This is a genomic window from Saccharopolyspora sp. NPDC000359 (assembly GCF_040300525.1).
In the GTDB taxonomy this organism is placed as follows: Bacteria; Actinomycetota; Actinomycetes; order Mycobacteriales; family Pseudonocardiaceae; genus Saccharopolyspora.
Genome location: NZ_JBEPDU010000009.1, coordinates 49,663 through 70,422, shown reverse-complemented (window position 1 = coordinate 70,422; position 20,760 = coordinate 49,663). Strand labels below are relative to the sequence as shown.

At 72.3% G+C, this 20,760-nt stretch carries 18 protein-coding genes; 8 read left to right on the top strand and 10 right to left on the bottom strand.

Annotation, left to right across the window (positions count from 1 at the left end; all coding sequences use genetic code 11):
- The first annotated feature begins 76 nt into the window (after positions 1-76).
- The 3 genes from ABT324_RS08650 (at position 77) to ABT324_RS08640 (ending at position 3,350) form a co-directional block, all read left to right on the top strand.
- Entirely contained in the window at positions 77-1,615 is a 1,539-nt protein-coding gene (locus ABT324_RS08650) for an alpha/beta hydrolase (protein WP_351173885.1), read from the top strand.
- Between the two features lie 309 nt (positions 1,616-1,924).
- A complete protein-coding gene (locus ABT324_RS08645) occupies positions 1,925-2,392 on the top strand; it encodes a hypothetical protein (RefSeq protein WP_351173882.1) in 468 nt (155 codons plus the stop codon).
- A 331-nt stretch (positions 2,393-2,723) separates the two neighbouring features.
- A complete protein-coding gene (locus tag ABT324_RS08640) occupies positions 2,724-3,350 on the top strand; it encodes a TMEM165/GDT1 family protein (protein WP_351173879.1) in 627 nt (208 codons plus the stop codon).
- A 155-nt stretch (positions 3,351-3,505) separates the two neighbouring features.
- On the opposite strand, the gene ABT324_RS08635 is transcribed toward ABT324_RS08640, so the two are convergent.
- Complete coding sequence (locus ABT324_RS08635; RefSeq protein WP_351173876.1) at positions 3,506-3,895, bottom strand: hypothetical protein; 390 nt, start codon at positions 3,893-3,895, stop codon at positions 3,506-3,508.
- A gap of 259 nt (positions 3,896-4,154) precedes the next feature.
- Between ABT324_RS08635 and ABT324_RS08630 the strand changes: the two genes are divergently transcribed.
- Both ABT324_RS08630 and ABT324_RS08625 read left to right on the top strand, forming a co-directional pair.
- Entirely contained in the window at positions 4,155-4,901 is a 747-nt protein-coding gene (locus ABT324_RS08630; protein ID WP_351173873.1) for an IclR family transcriptional regulator, read from the top strand.
- A gap of 96 nt (positions 4,902-4,997) precedes the next feature.
- Positions 4,998-6,053, top strand: a complete 1,056-nt coding sequence (locus ABT324_RS08625; protein ID WP_351173871.1) for a saccharopine dehydrogenase family protein — start codon at positions 4,998-5,000, stop codon at positions 6,051-6,053.
- Between the two features lie 11 nt (positions 6,054-6,064).
- Here ABT324_RS08625 and ABT324_RS08620 read toward each other — a convergent pair whose 3' ends face one another.
- The gene (locus tag ABT324_RS08620; protein ID WP_351173868.1) at positions 6,065-6,625 is read right to left on the bottom strand and encodes a VOC family protein; all 561 of its coding nucleotides are present in this window, start codon (positions 6,623-6,625) and stop codon (positions 6,065-6,067) included.
- 67 nt (positions 6,626-6,692) lie between these two features.
- On the opposite strand from ABT324_RS08620, the gene ABT324_RS08615 reads away from it, so the two are divergent.
- Positions 6,693-7,193, top strand: coding sequence for a GNAT family N-acetyltransferase (locus ABT324_RS08615; RefSeq protein ID WP_351173865.1), 501 nt, complete (start codon positions 6,693-6,695; stop codon positions 7,191-7,193).
- Here ABT324_RS08615 and ABT324_RS08610 read toward each other — a convergent pair.
- Entirely contained in the window at positions 7,174-8,415 is a 1,242-nt protein-coding gene (locus ABT324_RS08610) for a TIGR02679 family protein (RefSeq protein WP_351174113.1), read from the bottom strand. The two genes, ABT324_RS08615 and ABT324_RS08610, sit on opposite strands and share 20 nt — an antisense overlap.
- Before the next feature lie 571 nt (positions 8,416-8,986).
- Between ABT324_RS08610 and ABT324_RS08605 the strand changes: the two genes are divergently transcribed.
- Positions 8,987-9,541: a sugar O-acetyltransferase gene (locus tag ABT324_RS08605; RefSeq protein ID WP_351173862.1), complete on the top strand. Its 555-nt coding sequence runs from the start codon at positions 8,987-8,989 to the stop codon at positions 9,539-9,541.
- 14 nt (positions 9,542-9,555) lie between these two features.
- On the opposite strand, the gene ABT324_RS08600 is transcribed toward ABT324_RS08605, so the two are convergent.
- From ABT324_RS08600 to ABT324_RS08590, 3 genes are read right to left on the bottom strand one after another with little or no spacing between them, the layout of a single operon-like run.
- The gene (locus ABT324_RS08600) at positions 9,556-13,653 is read right to left on the bottom strand and encodes a TIGR02680 family protein (RefSeq protein ID WP_351173859.1); all 4,098 of its coding nucleotides are present in this window, start codon (positions 13,651-13,653) and stop codon (positions 9,556-9,558) included.
- The gene (locus ABT324_RS08595; protein ID WP_351173856.1) at positions 13,650-14,861 is read right to left on the bottom strand and encodes a TIGR02678 family protein; all 1,212 of its coding nucleotides are present in this window, start codon (positions 14,859-14,861) and stop codon (positions 13,650-13,652) included. The genes ABT324_RS08600 and ABT324_RS08595 overlap by 4 nt, the downstream gene beginning before the upstream one ends.
- Positions 14,858-16,486: a TIGR02677 family protein gene (locus tag ABT324_RS08590; RefSeq protein ID WP_351173854.1), complete on the bottom strand. Its 1,629-nt coding sequence runs from the start codon at positions 16,484-16,486 to the stop codon at positions 14,858-14,860. Before ABT324_RS08590 ends, ABT324_RS08595 begins: the two co-directional genes overlap by 4 nt.
- Positions 16,487-16,631: 145 nt before the next feature.
- On the opposite strand from ABT324_RS08590, the gene ABT324_RS08585 reads away from it, so the two are divergent.
- Positions 16,632-17,582 (top strand): cobalamin biosynthesis protein, encoded by a 951-nt coding sequence (locus ABT324_RS08585; RefSeq protein ID WP_351173851.1) that lies wholly within the window; start codon positions 16,632-16,634, stop codon positions 17,580-17,582.
- A 225-nt stretch (positions 17,583-17,807) separates the two neighbouring features.
- On the opposite strand, the gene ABT324_RS08580 is transcribed toward ABT324_RS08585, so the two are convergent.
- The 4 genes from ABT324_RS08580 to ABT324_RS08565 form a co-directional block, all read right to left on the bottom strand.
- Complete coding sequence (locus tag ABT324_RS08580) at positions 17,808-18,698, bottom strand: SURF1 family cytochrome oxidase biogenesis protein (RefSeq protein WP_351173848.1); 891 nt, start codon at positions 18,696-18,698, stop codon at positions 17,808-17,810.
- A gap of 113 nt (positions 18,699-18,811) precedes the next feature.
- Complete coding sequence (locus ABT324_RS08575; RefSeq protein ID WP_351173845.1) at positions 18,812-19,291, bottom strand: hypothetical protein; 480 nt, start codon at positions 19,289-19,291, stop codon at positions 18,812-18,814.
- A 122-nt stretch (positions 19,292-19,413) separates the two neighbouring features.
- On the bottom strand, positions 19,414-20,295 hold the full coding sequence (locus ABT324_RS08570) for a fructosamine kinase family protein (protein ID WP_351173842.1): 882 nt from the start codon (positions 20,293-20,295) through the stop codon (positions 19,414-19,416).
- Positions 20,295-20,753 (bottom strand): low molecular weight protein-tyrosine-phosphatase, encoded by a 459-nt coding sequence (locus ABT324_RS08565; RefSeq protein ID WP_351173839.1) that lies wholly within the window; start codon positions 20,751-20,753, stop codon positions 20,295-20,297. The genes ABT324_RS08570 and ABT324_RS08565 overlap by 1 nt, the downstream gene beginning before the upstream one ends.
- Positions 20,754-20,760: the final 7 nt, after the last annotated feature.

Here is a 20,760-nt window from a genome sequence, read left to right as displayed (position 1 = left end):
GTTGACTCCAGCGTGGAGTTGGCAGCGGAACGAGGAGGCGCGCGTGGGGGCGCAGTCGGGTCGATTAGGCAGGGCGTTGGCGGTCGCGGCGGCCGCGCTGGTGGTCAGCACCGGGGCGGTGGCCACCGTCGCGGCCGAGCCAGCCGGGGCTGAACCGGTCTCCTGGGAGAAGTGCGGTCCAGCCGAGCTGAGCGGGGTGCCCATCACGCAGCGGCACCTCTTCCGCTGCGCCACCTACCCGGTGCCGATCGACCACGACGACCCGGCGAAGGGCACCCTTGACCTGGCGATGATGCGGCGGGCGGCGACGAACCCGGATGAGCGCATCGGCTCGCTGTTCCTCAACCCGGGCGGCCCCGGCGGCAGCGGCTACGCCCGGCCGACGACGGCGGTCGACCGCTTCGACCCCGAGGTGCTGGAGCGCTTCGACATCGTCGGCTTCGACCCGCGCGGGGTGAACCGGAGCGATCCGCTGCGCTGCTTCAAGTCGGCGAAGCAGGCCGAGCGGGTGCTGGACCGCATTTCGTCGGTCCCGGTCACCGACGAGCAGATCGGCACCACTGTGGACGCCTACCAGGATTACGGCGAGGCCTGCGCGAAGAACGCCGGTGAGCTGCTGCGGCACATGTCCACGAAGGACGTCGCGCGCGACCTCGACCTGATGCGCCAGGCGGTCGGCGACGAGCAGCTCAACTACGTCGGCTCCTCCTACGGCACTCTGCTCGGCGCGACCTACGTCAACCTGTTCCCGGAGCACAGCCGCGCGATCGTGCTCGACGGCAACGTCGACCCGCAGCTGCGGACCGCCGACGGCGTCCAGTACGACCGCGAGCGCGCGCAAGGCTTCGAGCTGGCGCTGGACGGGTTCCTGCAGCGCTGCGCGGAGAACCCGCGGAAGTGCGCCTTCGCCGAAGGCGATCCGCGGGCGAAGTTCGACGAGATCCGCGACCACCTGCGCGAAGGGCCGATCACCATGCCGGACGGCGCGGAGGTGACCCTCGACCAGTTCACCGACAGCACCGGCAGCGCGCTCTACGACCCGGCGAAGTTCCGGCAGCTCGCCACCGACCTGCAGTCGCTGCACCGCCAGCTGCACCCGGAGCCCGGGCTGGTCCCGGAACTGCTGACGCTGCTGACCGTGCCGACCTCGCTCGGCCGCCTCGACGCCGACTCGGACTACGTCGACGACAGCTACTTCGCGGTGAACTGCAGCGACAAACCGATCCCGCACGATCCTGACCGGGTCGCGGACACCGCGGCGGAGTGGGAGGCGGAGTCGCCGACCTTCGGCCGCACGCAGGCCTTCAGCGACGTGGCGGGCTGCTCGCTGTGGCCGGAGACCGACCCGGACGTGCACAGCGGACCGTGGGCCCACCAGGCCGAGAACCCGGTGCTGCTGTTCGGCAACCGCTACGACCCGGCGACGCAGTACGAGTTCTCCCGACGCATGGAGCAGCAACTGGGCAACGCCCGGCTGGTCACCGTCGACGCGCACGGCCACTGCATCCTGGGCCGCAGCTCGTGCGCGGACACCATCACCGCGGACTACCTGGTGGACCTGCGGGTGCCAGAGCCCGGCCAGACGTGCCAGCCCGACGCCCAGCCGTTCAACTGAGCTGAGACGCGAGAGGACCCCCGCCCGAGGAGAAAGGGCGGGGGTCCTCCTCCGCTTGGGGTCGATACGCCGGTCGCCTCTGCGGCGAGTGGCGCGACGCGGCTCCAGCCGAACGGTGTTCCGCGAAGGCGTTAGTTGAGGCCCGGGGGACACGAGCGCATCGACCGGTCTGTTCAACGGGTGGGAGCGGGCTGGTGTTCCGGGATCTGCTGTGAGCCATCCCTCACTCGATCGAGACCTCGTCCCGACACGCGACGGTTCGACGCTTGACTACCGGGATCGCGCTGGTCCCGGCCCTAACTTCCAGACATGGACTTCCACAACGAGATTCGTGTCGGACAGCACACCTACGGGATCAACGCCAAGGGCGAGCCCGCCAGCGAGGACCAGCCGGCCAGCGTGGCGGTCGAGTTCACCGGCGCGGACGCTGACGGTCGCGTCGTGGCGGAGGGCAACCTGCTTGTCGCCGTCGACGGACTGGGCGACGCCAGCGCCTTCCTCGCCCGGACCCTGGACGGCTTGGCGGCGCTGCACGCGCCGTGGGCGAGCGGGCGCGGGCGCAGCCGACCACGCCCGCCGAACGCCGGGCGGCCGTGGACCGAGGCCGACGGGGAGCTGCTGCGGGAGCGGTGGCTGAGCGCGCTCGGCGAGTCGGCGGGGCGCTTGGCCGGAGAGCTCGCCGAGGAGCTCGGCCGCACCCGGGCGGCGGTGCGCGCCCAGCTGCCCAGGCTGGGGTGCGATCCGGACTTGCCGGGGCGGCCGCTCGGCCAGGCCTGACGTCGGCGCAGGTCGCAGCCGGTCGTGCTGAATTCCGGAGAAGTTCGGTTCGCGAATCGGGAAACATTCGACCGGGTCGGCGAAATCCGGGTTTGCGGTACGCCGAAAGGATGGGTTGGCGAATCGGAACGCGCAATTGTGCTCCGACGCGTTCCGATTCGGTTTTGCATTTCCTCGACGAAAGGGGGTAGGGTTCCGGATCGGAGAAGGGGAGTAGTCCGCGAATGCCGCGGTCGACATGCTGGTGCCCGTTGTGCGCACCCGGTCGCGGAGCCTTGGAATTCGAGGTGGGCGAGACCTTCGGAACCGGCGTTGAGATGCCGGGCCGAAGATGCTGCGCGCCTTCGTCCTGGCCGTGATCGGAGAGGTGGAATTCGTCGTGCTGGGCAGCCTTGCGCTGAGTTCGGTGGCGATCTTCGTGGCCGAGCTGGGGGACAAGTCCCAACTGATGGCGATGACGTTCGCGACCCGCTACCGCGCCTGGCAGGTGCTGGTCGGCATCACCGTCGCCACGACGCTGGTGCACGCGGTTTCGGTCGCCCTGGGCTTCGGGATGGGCGAACTCCTGCCGACCGAGTGGATCGCGCTCATAGCGGGCGTGGCGTTCCTGGGGTTCGCCGCGTGGACGCTGCGCGGTGATCACCTGACCGAGGACGAGAAGCGGAAGGCCTCCCAGCGCGTCGGTTCGGCGGTGCTGGTGGTGACGGTCGCCTTCTTCCTCGCGGAACTGGGCGACAAGACGATGCTGGCCACGGTCACGCTCGCCACCCACCACGACTGGCTCGGCACCTGGATCGGCTCGACGATCGGCATGGTGGTGGCCGACGCCCTGGCCATCGGAGTGGGCCTGCTCCTGGGCAAGCACCTCCCGGAGCGCGTGATCCGCTACGGGGCGGCGGTCCTCTTCGCGCTCTTCGGTACCTGGCTCGTCATCGACGCGACAATCGCCCTGACGTGAGGACAGGACAAGCGGGTGCGATCCCAATCGGAATCGCACCCGCCCACCACCGAAGCAGCCGAGCCGGGTCTTTGATTTCGAAACCAGCAGCCGAGGTGGCGGCGCTGGGGTTTCCGCTGTCGGTACCGCTGTGCGAACCAGTTACTGGGAGAACATCAGCACTTCTCGAAGACGACCGGAGCGGAGCGGTAGACCGCTCCTGTGGAGCTCGCTGTCTCCGTGTACACCTCGACCGTGCCGCCGGTGTTGCAGGGGGCCTTGGTGGTCAGGTTGATCTCGGTGCCGCTCTGCACCAGTTCGCCGATGACCTTGGGGGCGGCGTCCTTCTGGGCCACGACGATGCGGACGTTGACCGTCGCTGTGTTCAGGCAGCCGGTGCGCCCGCCGTTGGCGACCAGCGTGTCGGCCTCGCGGGTCGGGTGGTAGGCGAAGAGGGTGCACGCCGGGGCTTGCTCGGGGGCGGCGGCGATCGCGGGAACAGCGGGTGCGAGCGCGAACGCGGTGAGTGCGGTCGCAATGCCGAACAGGACGGGTGAACGTCGCATTCCGATGCCTTCTTTCCGTCTGCTGAATTGCCAACAGGGGCATCGGGAGTCGATCACCGGGCGTGTTGGCTGTCAATCCGGGTTCGAGAGGGAAAGAATTTTTCACCCGGGTGAGTAGCGTCATTCGGCGTGTCGGACGCGTTCTCGCATTCCGGGGTTCCGCCGCGGGCCAACGAATATGAATCTGAGTCGCATATCAGCATGGCTGCACCACGTGCAACAGCTCTGTTAATCTTGCAGACCGGCCGAGGGGGTGTCTATGTCCAAGACGGTCGCCAAGGCGGTCCACGTGCTGGAATCCCTCGCCGAGGCACCGCGGACGATCGCCGAGCTGGCGCGGGAGCTGGGTGGGCACAGCTCGTCCACACTGCGCATGGTGCAGCCGCTGGTCGACGGTGGGTTGATCACCCGAGGTCCGGACGGCCGATACCGGCTCGGTCTCCGGTTGGTCGAACTCGGCCAGCAGGTGCTCGACGAGATGGACCTGCGGGTGGTGGCCCGCCCGCACCTGATCGCGCTCGCCGACGCGACGTGCGCGACGGTGCACCTCGCGCAACTGGTGGACGACCAGATCGTCTACGTGGACAAGATCGAGGGCGCGGCGACGATCCGCACCTGGTCGCGCATCGGCCGGGCGGTGCCGCTGCACACCGCGGCCGTCAGCAAGGTGATCCTGGCCGCGCTGCCCGCGCCGCACCGCGACCGCCTGCTGGCCGCGCACACCTTCACCCGCTTCACCGAGCGCACCATCACCGACCCGGCCACCTTCCGCGAGCACCTCGATTCGGTCGCGCGCGTCGGCTACGCCACCGACCAGGCCGAGTTCGAGCCCCTGGTGCACTGCACGGGCGTCGCGATCCCGGACGCGACCGGGCAGCTGGGGGCGGCGATCTCGCTGACCACCGTGCGCGCATCCGTCGACCAGCCCACGGCGGACAACCCGCTGCACCGGATGCGGGAAGCGGCCAACGCGATCGCCACGGCGCTCGGCCGCCCACTGCGCTGATCCCACTCGGGTGATCGACGGAACTCCCGGCAACCCGTGACCCCGCCAACGGGTGTTCGTTAGCGGAATGTTCGGTCGTACCCGGAGAGGAACGCGATGACCTGGATGATTTACGGCGCCAGCGGCTACACCGGCCGGTTGGTCGCAGACCTGGCGATCGACCGCGGCGAACGCCCGGTGCTGGCAGGTCGGGACCCGGCGAAGGTCGCCGCGGTGGCCACCCCGCGGGGCCTGCCGCACCGGACCTTCGACCTCGCCGACCCGGCCGCGGTGGACGCGGGCCTGCGGGGCGTCGACGTCGTCGCGCACTGCGCCGGGCCGTTCTCCGCCACCTCGGCGGCGATGGTGGACGGCTGCCTGCGGGCTGGCGCGCACTACCTGGACATCACCGGCGAGATCGATGTCTTCGAGGCGGTGTTCGCGCGCCACGACGAGGCCCGCAGCGCGGGGTCGGTGCTGCTGCCCGGTGCGGGTTTCGACGTGGTGCCGACCGACTGCCTGGCCGCGATGGTCGCCGCCGAACTGCCCACCGCGACCCACCTGGACCTGGCCTTCCAGGCCAGCGGCGGGATCAGCGGCGGCACGCTCAAGAGCGCGCTGGAGGGCGCGGCGGTGGGCGGCCGGGCCCGCATCGGAGGCGAGGTGCGGGAGGTCCCGCTCGGGTGGCGGCGGCGGGAGGTGCCGTTCCCGTCCGGCCCGCGGCGGGTCACCTCGCTGCCCTGGGGCGATGTCAGCACGGCCTACCGCAGCACCGGGATCGGCAACATCACCACGTTCGCCCACCTGCCCGGCCTGGACCGCGCGGGGAGGAGGTCGAGCCGGTTGTCCCAAACGCTCATGCGCACGCACCTGGTGCAGCGGCTGGGCAAGGCGGCGATCGGCGCGGCCGTGCGCGGCCCGGGCCACATCGCCCGCTCGCGCAGCTGGGTCGAGGTCTACGCAGAGGCCACCGACGACACCGGGCGCAGTGTCTCAGCGGCACTGATCGGCCCGGACACCTACGACCTCACGGCCGACTCGGTCCTGCGCGCGGTCTCCGCCCTCCATGCCGAGCCCCCGCTCCCCGGCGCGCACACGCCGTCCACGGCCTTCGGCGCGGACTTCGTCCGCCGCCTGCACGGGATCCGGATCATCGAACCCGCCCGCCGCTGACACCCCGCCGATCAGGCCGGGAGGAGCCGGAGCCGACCTCCGGGACCGGACGCCGAGGCGAGGAACTCCAGGTGGGGGCCTTCGCCGGAGGTCGGGTGCAGGGCGCAGAACTCGGGGCTGTCGCCGGTGAGGTCCATGCCGGTGGTCCCGGCCCAGCTGCGGGCCAGCGCGCGCGGGTCGGGGGTGTCGACGACGACCGCCGCGACCGGGCCGGTGCGCTCGTAGACCTTGCGGGGTTCGAGCACGCACAGCTCGTTGCCCTCGACGTCGGCCATCACCACCCAGGGCACGTCGTCGCGCTGGTCGATGTCGGCGAACCGGGCACCGGCGTTGAACAGCCGCTCGACGACCTTGTTCTGGTCGTCGTGCGATCCGCTGCGCAGGTCCAGGTGCACGCCGTTCTTGCCGGTCTTGGCGGCTGCGCCCGGCACGAACCGCAGCTCGACGCCCGGCCCGACGGGGCGCACGGTGGTGCCCGACTCCGCGTCGAGCTCCCAGCCGAGCACGTCGGCCCACCACTGCGCGAGCCGCCGCGGTTCCTGCGCCGAGAACTCCACGACCACCGGTGCCATGGTCGGAAGCTACCGCAACCGCCGGGCCGGGACCGGGAAAAGGACTGGCGCGAGGTCGTCCCGGTGGGTGAAGCTACTGGTCGTGCTAGTGCGCGACGCTGATCTCCAGGACTGGCCGGCGATCTGGCCCTTCATGCGGAACATCGCGGCGGCGGGGGAGACGTTCTCCTGGGACCGCGACATCTCCGAGCAGCGGGCCCGGGAGCGCTGGTTCCGGGAGCCGCCGGGCCGAACGGTGGTGGCGGTGGACGGCGGTGCGGTGCTCGGCAGCGCGGTGTCCGGACCGAACCACGAGGGCCCGGCCGGGCATGTCGCGACGGCAAGCTTCATGGTCGACCCGGCACACGCCGGGCGAGGTGTCGGTCGCGCGCTGGGGCAGCACGTGCTGGCCCAGGCGAGGGCCGACGGGTTCCGCGCCATGCAGTTCAACGCCGTGGTGGAGACCAACACCAGGGCGGTCGCGCTGTGGCAGTCGCTGGGCATGGAGATCGTTGCCACGCTCCCACAGGCCTTCCACCACCCGCAGCACGGCTACGTCGGCCTGCACGTCATGTACCAGCTGCTGTGAGCCCCACCCGGAGGTCGGCGAGGAGCGTCGGCAGCACGACCTCCTCCTCGACGGCCCGGGCCGCGGTGGACATGAGCTCGGCCAGCGCCGGGTCCCACGGCGTTGCGCCCGGGGCGCCGACGAGGTTCGGCAGGTCGGTGCGGTCCGCAGCCGCCCGGTCGACCGCCTCGCGGTAGTCCGCGGCGGACATCCGCCACGGCCGAACACCGTGGTGCTCCCACAACGACCGGGTGATGCCGACCCCGGCCCAGTCGAAGTCCCCGTGGTGGTGCAGCGACGCACCGTCGGCCTGCAACCGGTCCAGCAGCGTCAAGGCGACAGTGCTCGGCTGCCCGGACAGGCACACCACGGGGTGCTCGATCCGCTCCTCCACGACGGACTCCAACACCCGCGGGTTCTCGCACACGGCCACGGCGGTACCGGCCGCGACCAGCCGTTCCGGAGCGGCACGCAGGTCGAGGTGGGTCAGGTGCACCGGAAGCCCCACCGCGAACCGCTCCCGAACCCCACGCGACCAGTCATCAGAACCCACCAGCGGCAGGCCCCAGCACAACACGGTCGCGGACACGGCATCGAGCGTGACCCCGCACCGCTCCCACAAAGCTCGCCGCTCCCGCTCGTTCCCCGGTGGCTCAACGCCCTGCGCCAGGGCAGCAGCCTTGAGCACAACCCGGCTCAACGCAGTCCCGTTGTCGAGCTGGTGCGCCCCACCAACCCGCGCAGCGAGCTCACCGCGCGAAACCCAGGTCTCAGGCGCCCGGGCCAACGCGAGCGAGGCCAGAACCCCGGCGGCCCGCCGCGCGACGCCGGGCAGCTCATCAGCAGCAATCCGCCCGTACTGGTGAACCCACTGCATCCACGCCCCAGCCCATGCAGCCTCCGCAAGCCCGTGCTGCGCCAAGGCCGATCGCAGCACCTCGAACGAACGCTCCCGCTGCTCATCCCGCGAGCTCGAGACGCGCTGAACCACCGGCCGCCCATGCACGATCTCCAGGACTTCGGCCAGCCCCAGGCCGAACCGAGTGCCCCGCACCGCATCGTCCAGCTTGGAAACGTTGATCCGAGTCCCCTGCCCCCACATCGGCCGCCCGTAGACCTCCCCGACGAGCCGCCGAGCCTCATCATCAGGCAGCTCCAACCGGAAGGTCGCAGGTGGAGAAGGAGCCTCCAACGCCTCCCGAGCCTTCTCCCACAACCCCCGCAGAGCCGCAACACCCCACACAGCCCGAACGTCATCCGCAACGCCCACAGAAACCCTCCCTGTTCACAAACCCTAAGAGCATGATGGGAGAAAGCCCCAGAACCCCCACCAAGGGGCCCACCCCACACCCCAACAGCAGTCCCGCGCCCGAGAAGCAGTGACGAAAGTGGTCACGGCCTCCCGAGGAGTGGCGACGACCGCGGTTATGACTCCCGAGGCGCGGTGAGCCTGCGGTCACGGCGGTCGGAGGGGTGGTGACGACTGCAATTTCGATTGAAATTGCAACACCACCCAACCCAACCACCCACCGCTTTGAACCCAGGTCAACCCCCACCCCACGACACCGCTCCGCACCAACTCCACCCAGGTATCACCACTGAGCCCCAAGCCCCAAGCCCCAAGCCCCAAGCCCCAAGCCCCGAACCCCGACCCCGCACCGAGGCCGGAAGGCCGAGCCACCGCTGGGACTGCGGCGGAAGCGTGAACCTGGCCGGAAGACGACCCACCAGCACCGAAGATCCCCTGGGATCGAGGGCGGTGGCTGCTCAGCGTTGCGCGGCCCGGCGGAGAAGGCGAGGAGAGGACAGGTTCGTTGAGCGAGCAGAAGGACCGTATGTTGCGCGGTGACTGGTACTTGGACGAGCCCGACCTGGTCGAGGACCGGCGACGCTGCTGGCGACTGCTCGACAGGTTCAACAGCACCTCGGCGGACGAGGACGACGCGCGGCACCAGGTCCTGGACGACCTGCTCGCTCAGTTCGGTCCGGGCGCGACCGTCCTGCCGCACTTCCGGTGCAGCTACGGGTCGCAGGTCCGGATCGGGCCGGGCAGCTTCGTCAACAACGACGCGATCTTCATGGACGACGCCCCGATCACGATCGGTGCCGATGTCCGCATCGGTCCGCGGGCACAGCTGCTCACCGCGCTGCACCCGGTGCAGGACCGCGAACGACGACGGGCTGGGTGGGAACGCCCAGCCCGCATCACGATCGGCGACAACGCGTGGCTCGGTGGCGGCGTGATCGTCTGCCCAGGCGTGACCATCGGCGCGGACGCGGTCGTCGGGGCGGGCAGCGTGGTCGTCCGGGACGTGCCGGACCACGTGCTCGTCGCCGGGAACCCGGCGCGGGTCATCCGGCGGATCTGACCCCCGCCGCGACGCTACGCGTCGGCCCGGTGGAGCGAGGATCCGGTCCAGGTCGTGTGGGTGCAGGCGATGCCGTGGCCGCTGCGCGGCCGGAGCACGTCGTAGATGTGCATCTTCGGGATCTTCGGCGAGACGCCCCACCCGCTGGGCCAGGTGATCAGCCAGTCCATGTCCAGGTCGACCAGCAGGCCCAGCATCCGCGCGATGGTCGGGTCGTCGAGGCGCTCGAACGCCTCGTCCAGCAGGACCAGGCGCAGTGGGCCGCGGCCGTCCGAGGAGACGCTGACCGCGTCGTAGAACGCCGCCGCGGCCGCGAACAGCGTCACGTAGGAGATCAGGCGCGTTTCGCCGGAGGACAGCTGGCGCAGGCGCCGGACGCGGGGTTTGCCGTCCGGGCCGGTGTCGCGGACCCGCACCGTGAAGGCGAACCAGGAGCGGTAGTCCAGCGCTCGGGCCAGGATTTCCGCGTAGCCGCCCGACGTGCTGTCCCGCTCGGCCTCGATCAGGTCGGTGAACACCCGGCGCAGCAGGGCGTCCTGGTCGTCGCTGCGGTCGGCGAACGGGGTGCGCACCAGGTCGATCGCCTGCTTGATGTCGTCGCCGAGCGCCGCAGACGGCTGCCAGTCCAGCTGGACGTGCACGCCCTGGCTGGAGCGGGCGCCGTCGAGCACCTCGTTCATCCGCTTGCACAGGTCCTCGGCGATGGACATCTGGCCGCGCAGGCGCTCCGCCAGGTCGCGGATCAGGTAGTCGGCGAAGATCGACTGGTAGCGCTCGTTGAGGTAGCCGCGCTGCTCGCCGAGTCGCTCGCCGACCCGGCGCGCCGCGTCGGCCACCGGCTGCGGGCCTTCCTCGCCGGTGACGGTCACCGTGAGCAGCCCGTGCTGGTCGGCGGCGGTGATGTCGTAGTTGCCGCTCAGCGAGTGCTGCAGGGTTTGCAGCCGGTTGAGCACGGTGGCCTCCGACGAGCCGCGCCGGTCGGTGCTGGTGAGCAGCTCGGCGGCCTCGTCGAGGTCGGCGGGCAGCTCCTCGGCGACCTCCGCGGCCGACCACAGGCCGGGGATGCGCAGGGCCTGATGGAAGGCTTCGGTCGCCGACGACGCGTCGTGCTCGCGGCCCGACAGCTGCGACTGTTTGTTCTCCAGCTGCGTCTCCAGCCGCGCCGCGACCTCCCGCAGCGAGCTGATCTTCTCCCGCGCCTGCGGCAGCTGCTTGCGCAGCTCGGCGCGCTCGCGCTCGAAGGCGCTCACCTTGTCCGAGATCTCCTGCGCCTCGCCGCCGACGGCTGAGGTCAGCTCGGCCAGTCCGGTGGCCTGCTCCGCGTAGGCGGCGCAGCGCTGCTCGGCCTGCGACTCGGCTTCCATCCGGTCGGCCACGGCGACGTCGTGGTGCAGGGAGATCTCCTGCAGGTCGGCCAGCGTGGGCAGGCAGCGCGACTCGATCGCGTCGCGCAGCGCGTCGATCCCGCTGCGGGCGTCGATGGCGGCCCGGTGCGCGGCGTCGAGGGCTCGGGTGTCGGCGGGCAGGTCCGCCTCGCCCGCCGAGCGCACCAGCTCGGCGTGCGCGGCCTGCCAGCGCTGGTCGGCGCTCTCGTGCTGCTCGCGCAGCTGCACGACCTTCTGCTCGCTGTCCGCGGCGGCCTCGATCGCGGTGGTCAGCTTCGCGTGCGCGGTGAGCAGGTCGCTGTCGTCCGGGTAGGACTCCAGGTGCTGCTCCAGCTCCGCCGCGTGCTCGGACGCTTCGCGGTGCCGCCGCTCGGCTTCGCCGACCTCGGCGCGCAGCCGCGCCAGGTCCTCCTCCAGCTCCGCGATGCGCCGCGCGCGGGCCGCTTCGCGGGCGCCCGCTCCGACGTACTCCGCGGCGTCCTTGCGCCACGCGCCGGAGAGCACCCCGGCGCGCCAAGTTCCGTCGACCGACACCGAGAGGCCCGCCCCGCCGTCGGTGGACACCGCGGACAGCAGCGCGGCGACCCGCTCCGGTGGCACCGGGCAGTCGGTCACGGCGGCGGGGGAGAGCAGGTCGGCGAGCGTGCCGCCGGTGCTCGGGTTTGCAGGTTCGGCGAGCAGGTCGGCCAGGCCGGGCACCGCGCCGCCTGCGGTGACCCAGGCGTTGAGCAGTCCGCTGGACTGCAGTGCCGCTTCCAGCCCGGCCCGGTCCTCCGGGCTCACCGACGGCTGGAAGTCGACCAGTTCGTAGAAGGCGCGGCCGCGGTCGGGGTCCCGTTCGGCGTCCGCCCAACCCGGGCGGGCCGGGGTCTGCTCGTGACCGGCGCGGAGTTCGGCGAGTTCCCGCTCGCGGGTGCGGGACTGCGCGTGCAGCTCGGAGATCTCCTGCTCGACCGCGGAGACCTGGCGGCGCGCTTCGTGCAGCTGCGGCCGTGCCCAGCGCCGCGCCTGCTCGCGGGCCTGCCGCGTCGCGGTGCGATCCTCGGCGATCTCGTCGGCGGCCGGCGGTTCCGGCGCAGGTTCCTCCACAGTGGACGGCCAGGCGGCGGTCCACTTCTGCGCCCGCTCCACCCAGACCGCGGCCGCGTCGGAGAGCTCCTGCTGGGCCTGGTTGCGCCGCCCGGCCGCTTCGGTCGCGGTCAGCTGCGCCTGCCGGGCCAGCCGCTGCAACTCGGACACCGCGTCCTGCTCGGCGTCCAGCTCCACGGCCTGCTGGTGCAGTGCGAGCGTCAGTGCCGAGCGCTGCCGGGCAGAGGCCGCGATCTGCTGCGAGTCCTCAACCACAGCGCGGAACTCCGCGGCGAGCGAGTCGGCGTCCAGCTGCGGGGCGACGGCGCGCTGCACCGCCTCCGGCACGGCATCCGGCTCCGGGGAGGTGCGCACCTCGGCCTGCTCGGCGCGCAGCTCCGCGGCCGGGATCGCCGGAGGTCGCGGCACCAGCGACCCGTCCAGACCCGCGGTGGACAGCTGCTGCGACGCTCGCGCGGCGGCCTGATCGGCCGCCTCGGTGTCACCGGACAGCCGCCGCAGCACGCCCACGACCGACTCCGCCGACCGGTGCTCCTGCGCGCGGTGCTTGGCAGCGGTGTCCAGCGCGGACACCGCCGAGCTGCGCGCGCTCTCCACCAGCTGCTCGCGGTCGCGGAGGTTCTGCAGCTCGGAGTAGGCCGGGTGGGAGCGCAGGGCGTCGATGCTGGACTCCAGCTCGGCTTCGCGCTGCTCCAGCTCGGCGATCGTCCGCTCCGCGGCCTCTCGGTCCTGCTGCTTGCCGGCGACCTGCTTCTCCAGGGTGGACAGCTCCTCGCGCAGCGCGCGCAACTTCTGCTGAGCGGTGCGCATCGCCTCGGCCCGGTCCCGCAGCGCGCCGAACGCGTAGCCGGAGTAGGTGGACAGGAACGCGGTCAGCGCCTTGTCCGCGCCGGTCAGCCGGACGATGTTCTCCCGGATCGACTCCAGGTCGTCGAAGGAGGTGGCCAGCCGCTCGATCAGACCGGCGTCCAGCGGCGGCAGCGCGTCGGAGAGGATCTGCTCCAGCTGGCCCTCCAGCACCTTCAACCCGACGTCGGGGTTGCGCAGCGTGCGCTGCAGGTGCAGCAGGTCGCCGTAGCGGGCGGCGGGCACGCCGTAGACGGTGGCCGCGACCTTGGCCCGGAACGCCTGGTCGTCCAGCACGCAGTCGGCGCCGAGCAGGTCGCGCAGCTGCGCCGAACCCAGCGGCACCCGGTCCGCGCCGACCAGGTGGAGGTTGATGCCCACCCGGCGGCTGGTGATGAACCGCCACGAGTCGCTGATCGACTGCGAGGTCTTGGACGCCTTCACCCCAACGCCGCAGGTCAGGAACTCCTCGCCGCCGTCGGGGGTGTCCCGGCGCAGCTCGATCCAGGCGTAGCCGATGCGGTTCGGCCCACCCGGGTACTCGTCGAGCATCAGCCGCCGGATGCTGACCGTGTCGAAGCCCTTGGACCCCAGCTGCCGCAGGTCGCCGTCCAGGCACAGCGGCAGCAGCAGCTCCAGGGTGCGGGACTTGCCGGAACCGTTGGTGCCCTGGAAGATCGCTCGCCCGCCGTCGAGGTCGAAGGTCGTCTCGGCGTACTGCCAGATGTTGACGATCCCGCCGCGGTGCAGCCGCCAGCGGTTCACCGCGGTCCCCGTGCTCTCCTGGCTCACCGCTGTTCCCCCTGCTCCTCGTCCAACACCATCTCGTCAAACAGCGACCAGCCCGGTGGCTCCGGGGCGGGCGGCTCCGGTTCCCGGTTCGGCGCCGGGGTGGCGTCCGGCTGCGGCAGCCACCGGTGCGCGGCCGGGCTGAGCAACCAACTCCCGTGCGCGTCCCGCAGCAGGCCGAGCCGGCGCAGCAGCGCCACCACGGAGTGCACCAGCTCCTGGTGGTCCTCGGTGGCCTGCCGGGACCACGCGGCGGGGTAGGCGTCGACCAGCTCCTGGCACACGTCGGTGAGGTCCTGCCAGGTCACCGGGTGCTTCCCGGCGGCGTCCGGGGCCGACCGGGACAGCAGCTCCGGCAGCGCCAGCAGCGCGATGCGGGCCACCGTGCCCGGGCCGGGGAAGGCCACGTCGGTCAGGTAGTCCTCCGGGTCGCAGACCACCACGCCCTCCGCGCGGCACTCGCTGACCAGTCCGAAGAACCGCTCCAGACGGCGGGATTCGGTGGTCACGTGCTCCCGCAGCCAGGTGGCCTGCTCGGCCGGGAGGTCGCTGTAGAGCACCACCGGGTCCTCGACCAGCCGCCGCCGCACCGCGTGCTGCACGTTGCGCGGACCGGCGGCTCCGGCCAGCTCGATCAGCTGGGCGGGGCTGTCGGCCTCGGCCAGCGGCCCGGCGACGAGCTGCCCGAGCAGGTCGGTGTCGATGGTGATCAGCGCTTCCGCGGACGACTCGGCGGTGACCGAGCCCTCGGTCTCGGTGATCACGCCCAGCGCCACCAGCTGCCGCAGCGCGGCGGTGAGCGCCCGCCGGTCCGCGGGGTCGTCGACCACGGTGATCTCGGCTTCCGCCGCGGCGGCGCGCACGTCGCTGACCAGCCGCGAGAGCAGCACCTGGCGGCCGATTCCGGTCAGCGCGGCCAGCGTCAGCGCCAGGTAGGCGTAACCGCGTGGGCTCAGCGCCGCCTCACCGCGGGTGGTGTCCCCGCCGGCGCCCGACTTGTGCAGGCGGGCGAAGCGCCGCTCCACCACCAGCCGGTAGCCCAGCAGCGAGGAGAACACCTCCTGCAGCACCGCGCGCTGCCGGTAGATCATCGGCAGCAGGTCGCCGTCGGGGCCACCGGCGCGCAGCAGCGGGCGGCGCAGCAGCACCCGCGCGCAGCGCACCACGTTCGCCGCGTCGATGTCCGGCAGCTCGTCGAATGTCGTGGTCATCGGGCGGCCTCCTGGGGGATCGCGCCGTCCCCGCTGAGTTCCAGCACGGTGTCGCGCAGCGTCAGCACCCCGGCCGCGCTGGCGATCTCGGTGTGCTGCCCGGCCACCGGCCGCACGGTGACGCGCAGGCGGTGCACCGGGTCGAGCGCGGTGCCCTGCTCGTCAGAACCTTCGCGCTGCGCCATCGCCAGGGTCAGCAGCTCGCACAGCACGCCGAGCGCGTCGGGCGACAGCCGCTCCTCGCCCAGCCGCGAACCGGCCGCGGCGAGCTCGGCGACGGCTGCGCTGCGCTTCTGGTCGGCCTCGCGGGCTTGGGCGAGCAGGGTTTCCTCGGTCATCGGGTCGTCGAGCACCCGGGACGTGCGGCCCCGCGCGCCGCGATCACCGCGGCTGCGCACGCTGACCGTGACGTCCTGGACCGGGCCGTCGCGCCAGGACACCTTGTCGTTGTCGGTGTCGTAGTCCGGCGCGGGCTGCAGGTGGCGGGCCGAGTGCAGCCCGAACGCGGCCGAGTGCAGCTGGTGCGCGGTGGCCTCGTCGGCGCCGTCGAACCACTTCGCCAGCTTCAGCAGCTCACCGCGGCGACCCGGCACCAGCCCGCCCCCGGAGGTGGCCCGCTTCACGCTGGCCAGCAGCGAACCGATGGCCCGCGCGGTGGCCTCCCGCAGCGCGGCGACCTGGCTGGGGCGGCCCGGCGAGTCCACGAACCAGTCGGTGAGCTCCTGCCAGTCCGCCGCGGTGCGCCCGCGCGCCCGCTCCACGTCGGTGCCCAGCTGGTCGGCCGGGCCCAGCAGACGCAGCAGCTCGCCGCGGACCCCGGCCAGGCCAGCCAGCGAACCGGCGATGGACTCGGTGTGCCGCAGCACGTCCTCGACCACCATCTGGATGTACTCGACCAGCAGGTTCCGGAACCCGGAGATCTCCTCCGGCGCCAGCTGGTGGCGGGTCACCACCTGGCCCAGGTAGGCGTAGAAGTCGCGGACCGTGGCGGCCAGCTCCGCGTGCTGCAGGAACACCGTGGTGACCTGCTCGGCGAGCCGCTCCCGCGCCTGCCGCGCGACCTTGGCCCGCGGGTCGCGGCCCTCGGCGGCCAGCGCTTCGGACAGCGCGCTGGCGATCCCGGCCAGCCCGCGGTCGATGGCGGGCAGCAGCTCGCGGGACACCTCGCGCGCGCCCTCCGGCACCCGCAGCAGCGCGTCGACGTCCCGCTGGACCCGGACCGCGAGCTTGCTGACTTGGTAGCGCACGCTGCCGTGCTGGAACTCGGCGATGCTCGACGCGATCGTCTCGCGCCGCCCCACCACCAGGTTGCCCCACTTCACCAGCCGCTTGAGCCGGTCGATGACGGTGTCCACATCGGACTCGCCGGGCGCCACCCGGCCCTCCCGCTCGGCGGCGGCCAGCGCCGCGGCGACCTCACCCGCGGACAGGTCCGCCAGCAGCGTCGAGGTGAACAGCCGCATGATCGCCAGGTAGGTGCGGTGCTCAGGTGCCTGCAGGTAGGCGAACAGCTGCAGGCGCTGCCCGTCGTCGCGGGTGTCGTCGAGCGCGTGCGCAGGCACGTCCGCCGCGGTACCCGCGACGCCCGCGCGCAGCACATCGGCTTCGTGGTCCGGGGCCGTCACGGTCCGCCACGATATCCCGTGGGGCGGACACGGCCGGTCACCTGGCATGCGGTGACCGACCGCACCGGCCGCGGGGGTAGCGTTTCGGGGCAGCTTTGCGCGCGGGGGAGGCCCCGGGCAGGACGATTCTGGAGGAACGGCACCGGTGAGCGCGGGACGGGCGGTCGGACTCTTACTCGGCGTGGCTGCGGATGCGGCGCTCGGCGACCCGCAGCGCGGACACCCGGTCGCGGCCTTCGGCAAGGCCGCCCAAGCCGCCGAGCGCGTGCTGCACCGCGACCAGCGGTTCGCCGGAGTGCTCTACACCGGGGCGTTGGTCGGCGGCACGGTCGGCCTGGGGATGCTGGCGCAGCGGCTGGCCGGGCGCAGCCCGGTGCTGGAGGCCGCCGCGACCGGTCTGGTGACCTGGGTGGTCCTCGGCGGGTCCTCGCTGGCCGACGAGGGCACCGCGATGGCCCGGCTGCTCGACGCGGGCGAGGTCGACGCGGCCCGCGAGCGGATCCGCAACCTGTGCGGGCGCGACTCCGCCGTGCTGGACGGCCAGGGCCTGGCCCGCGCCACCGTCGAATCGGTGGCCGAGAACACGTCCGACGCCGTGGTCGCGCCACTGGTGTGGGGCGCGGTCGCGGGCATCCCCGGACTGGTCGCCTACCGCGCGGCGAACACCCTCGACGCGATGGTCGGCCACCGCTCGGCGCGCTACCGCAACTTCGGCTGGGCCTCCGCGCGGCTCGACGACCTGCTCAACCTGGCGCCGTCCCGGCTGGCGGCGGTGCTGACCTCGGCGTGCGCGCCGGTGGTCGGCGGCTCGGCCAAGGGCGCGTGGCGCACTTGGCGCCGCGACGCCTCGGCGCACCCGAGCCCCAACGCCGGGCAGATCGAAGCGGCCTTCGCCGGAGCCCTCCAGATACGCCTCGGCGGCCGGACGGTGTACGGCCACGTGGTGGAGCAGCGCCCGGTCCTCGGCGAAGGCCGCACGGCGGACGCCGGGGACGTGACCCGCAGCGTCGAGCTCTCCCGCGTGATCGGCACGGTCACCGGAGTCCTGGCGGCGGGCTACGCCCTCACCCGAACCCTCCGCCGTAACCGCCGCTGACCCGCGGCCGACCGCTGCTCAGGCTCCTGTCTCCGGGCTCCTGACCATTCGATCTCCATCGAGGTGATCTCACCGGCCCCGCGCAGACGAGTCGCCGGATGATCCACAGTTTCAACTGAAACTGTAACCACCGGCGTGTCGGGCACCCGACATACCGCGGAAGGCGCAGTTTCAATTGAAACTGCGGTGGAACGCGGGCCCCGGGGCTGCGGAACCCGGGGTTGATCAGGGCTTGTTGCTCGGTTCCGGGTTCGCGGCTTGGCGGCGTTCGGCTTCTTCTCGTTCTCGGCGCTCGTCCTCGGCGATCGCTTCGGCGACCGACATCTTCTTGCGGCGGGGTTGCTCCGTGCCCTGCGCGGGTTCGGCGCCTTCGCGCCAGGCCGGGCGGGCGCCGGGGCGCAGTTCCGAGTAGATCAGGTAGGCGATGGCGATGATCGCCATGATGCCGAAAGCGATCCACTGCAGCGCGTAGGAGAAGTACGGCCCGGACTCCAGGCGGGGCAGGGGCAACGCGCCGAGCACGCCGGGCTGGCCCTCGTTGAGGGCGAAGTAGCCGGGGCGCAGGTCGATGCCGGTGCCCTCGGAGATGGTCCGGGCGTTCAGCGCGTAGGCCCAGCGGTGCCCGTCGTGCTCGAACAGCGGGCGCTGCTTGCTGTCGTTCTCGTCGGCGCGGACGCGCGCGGTCAGCGTCACCTCGCCGGTCGGCGGCGCGTCGTAGGCCGGTGCCCGCGTGCCGTTCACTGGCCGGACGAAGCCGCGGTTGACCAGCACCGTCGTGCCGTCGTCCAGCCGGAACGGGGTCAGCACCTCGAAGGCGGGCTCGCCCAGCACGGTGCGCTGCCAGCCCAGCGTCTCGCCCTCGGGCAGGTACTGGCCGCGCAGCAGCACCTGCGACCACTCGGTGCGCTCGTCGGGCACCTGGCCGGCGGGCAGCACCTCGGTGAGCGGGCGCGGCGGGGTGTGGAACGACTCGGAGATCGCGTTGTTGCGGGCCTGCGCCTCGTCGCTGCGGCTGAACTGCCAGGGCGCCAGCAGGGTGAAGCACAGCGTGGTGAAGACCGCGACCAGCGCGATCAGGCCGAGCCAACCGGGTCGCAGCAAGAACTTCAGACGCACCCCACCACGGTAGCTCAGCTACGCTGACCTGCGGTTTTCGGCTCCACTCGAAGCCGTCCCAGGGCGCGTCCCAGCAGGTCAGCTCCCGTGGCGGAGCGCGCTGTTCGTCCGGATCAGGGCTGGTAGCGGGCGGCGATCTTGGTGATCTGGCCGCTCTTGTCGAACCAGATCTTGGCCGACTGGGGGTGCTGCTCGGCGAAGTCGGCCACGGAGATCGGCACCACGCCCAGGCCCTCCTCGTCGAGCTGGGGACCAGCGGTCGGCGCGCCCCCGGCGAACGGGCTGAGCAGCTGGGCGCCGGGCGCGAGCGTGGCCGTCAGAGTCGGCCCGTCACCAATGACCGCGTGCGGTGCCCCCATGCCGGAGTCGACCCACCTGCCCTCGACGTAGGAGAGCGTCCAGCCCCCGCCCTCCTCGGTGAACTCCAGCTCCATGGCGACGTCGACGGTCTTCGCCACCTCGTTGGTCCGCAGGGCCGCGGCACCCGCTGCCGCGGCGGGCTGCTCGGCCGGGGTGGCGCACCCGCTGACGATCAGCGCGGCGGCCAGCAGCCCGCCGGGGATCAGCGCGGCCAAGCGGTTCGTCTTGCGCATCTTGCTCTCCTGACACCGGGTTGTATCCGATTCCTCGTTCAGGGAGACGCCCCGGGGCTGGTGAGGTTGAGAGCAGAGGCCCGGTTGCTCGAACGGGCAGTCGTGGAGGTCCGGCCGGGCAGTCAGCCCGCGCGGAGCGCTGCGCGGGCAGCGCGGACGGCTTGGGCGGCGTAACCGCTGCCGAAGAGGACTGCGTGGACCAGGAGCGGGAACAGCTGGTGGAGGGGGATGCGGTCGCGCCAGTCCGCCGCCAGCGGGTGGACCTCCTGGTAGGCCGCCACGACGCGCTCCAGGTGGGGGCAGCCGAACAGGTGCAGCATCGCCAGGTCGGTCTCGCGGTGGCCGCCGTGCGCTGCCGGGTCGATGAGCCAGGCCTGGTCCGCGGCCCAGTGCACGTTGCCGCTCCACAGGTCGCCGTGCAGGCGGGCGGGTGCTTCGGCTGGACCCGCGAGCCGGTCGATGTCGGCGCAGACCCGCGAGATCACCGCGCTGTCGGAGGCGCTCAGCGTCCCGTCGTCCACCGCGCGCCGGAGGTAGGGCTCGATGCGGTGCGCCGCGTAGAAGGTCGGCCAGTCCGGCTCGGGATCGTTGCGCATCGGCGCGAGCCCGATCCAGGCGTCGGCCGGGCCGCCCGGCGGTGGTGCGCCGAACGCGGGTGCACCGGTCGCGTGCAGCTCGGCGAGCCCTCGACCGAGCCGCTCCGCTGCCGCTGCGGTGGGCGCGGACTCCGCGATGTGCGCGGTGACCAGCCAGCGCTCGGAGTGCCCGAGCACCTCGGGCACCGCCACCACGCCGGGCTCGGCGAGCCAGGCCAGGGATGCGGCTTCGGCCGCGATCGCGCCCGGCATCGTCTCCGGCGCGGTCTTGGCGAACACCGCGGTGCCGTCGTCGAGGCGCACCGCGAACGCCGCCGCGGTGTCCCCGCCGCCGAGCTGCCGGACCTCCACCGGCGCGCGTCCGGTGAGGGCCGCCACGGCCGACTGGGCTTCGTCACGCACCGGCATCACAGCCGTTCGCGGACCCAGTCGAGCAGGCCGGGCATCGCGGCCTCGACCATGGCCAGCACGTCGTCGAAGCCGCTCGGCCCGCCGTAGTACGGGTCCGGGACCTCCGCGCCCTCGCCGGCCGCGGGGTCGAAGGAGCGCATCAGGCGCACCTTCGACGGGTCGTCGGCGAGGCGGCGCACCGCGCGCAGGTGCCCCGCGTCCATCGCCAGCAGCAGGTCGGCGTCCAGGTGGTGGTCGTCGACCTGCGCCGCGACGTGCTCGGTCGGGTAGCCGTGGTCGGCGAGGACCTTCGCGGTCCGCGGGTCGGCGGGCTCGCCGACGTGCCAGGGCCCGGTCCCGGCGCTGGAGACCTCGACCTGCCCGTCCAGCCCGGCCCGGCGCAGCTCTTCCCGGAACACCAGCGCGGCCATCGGGGACCGGCAGATGTTGCCGGAGCAGATGAAGGAGATGTGCACGTCCGCG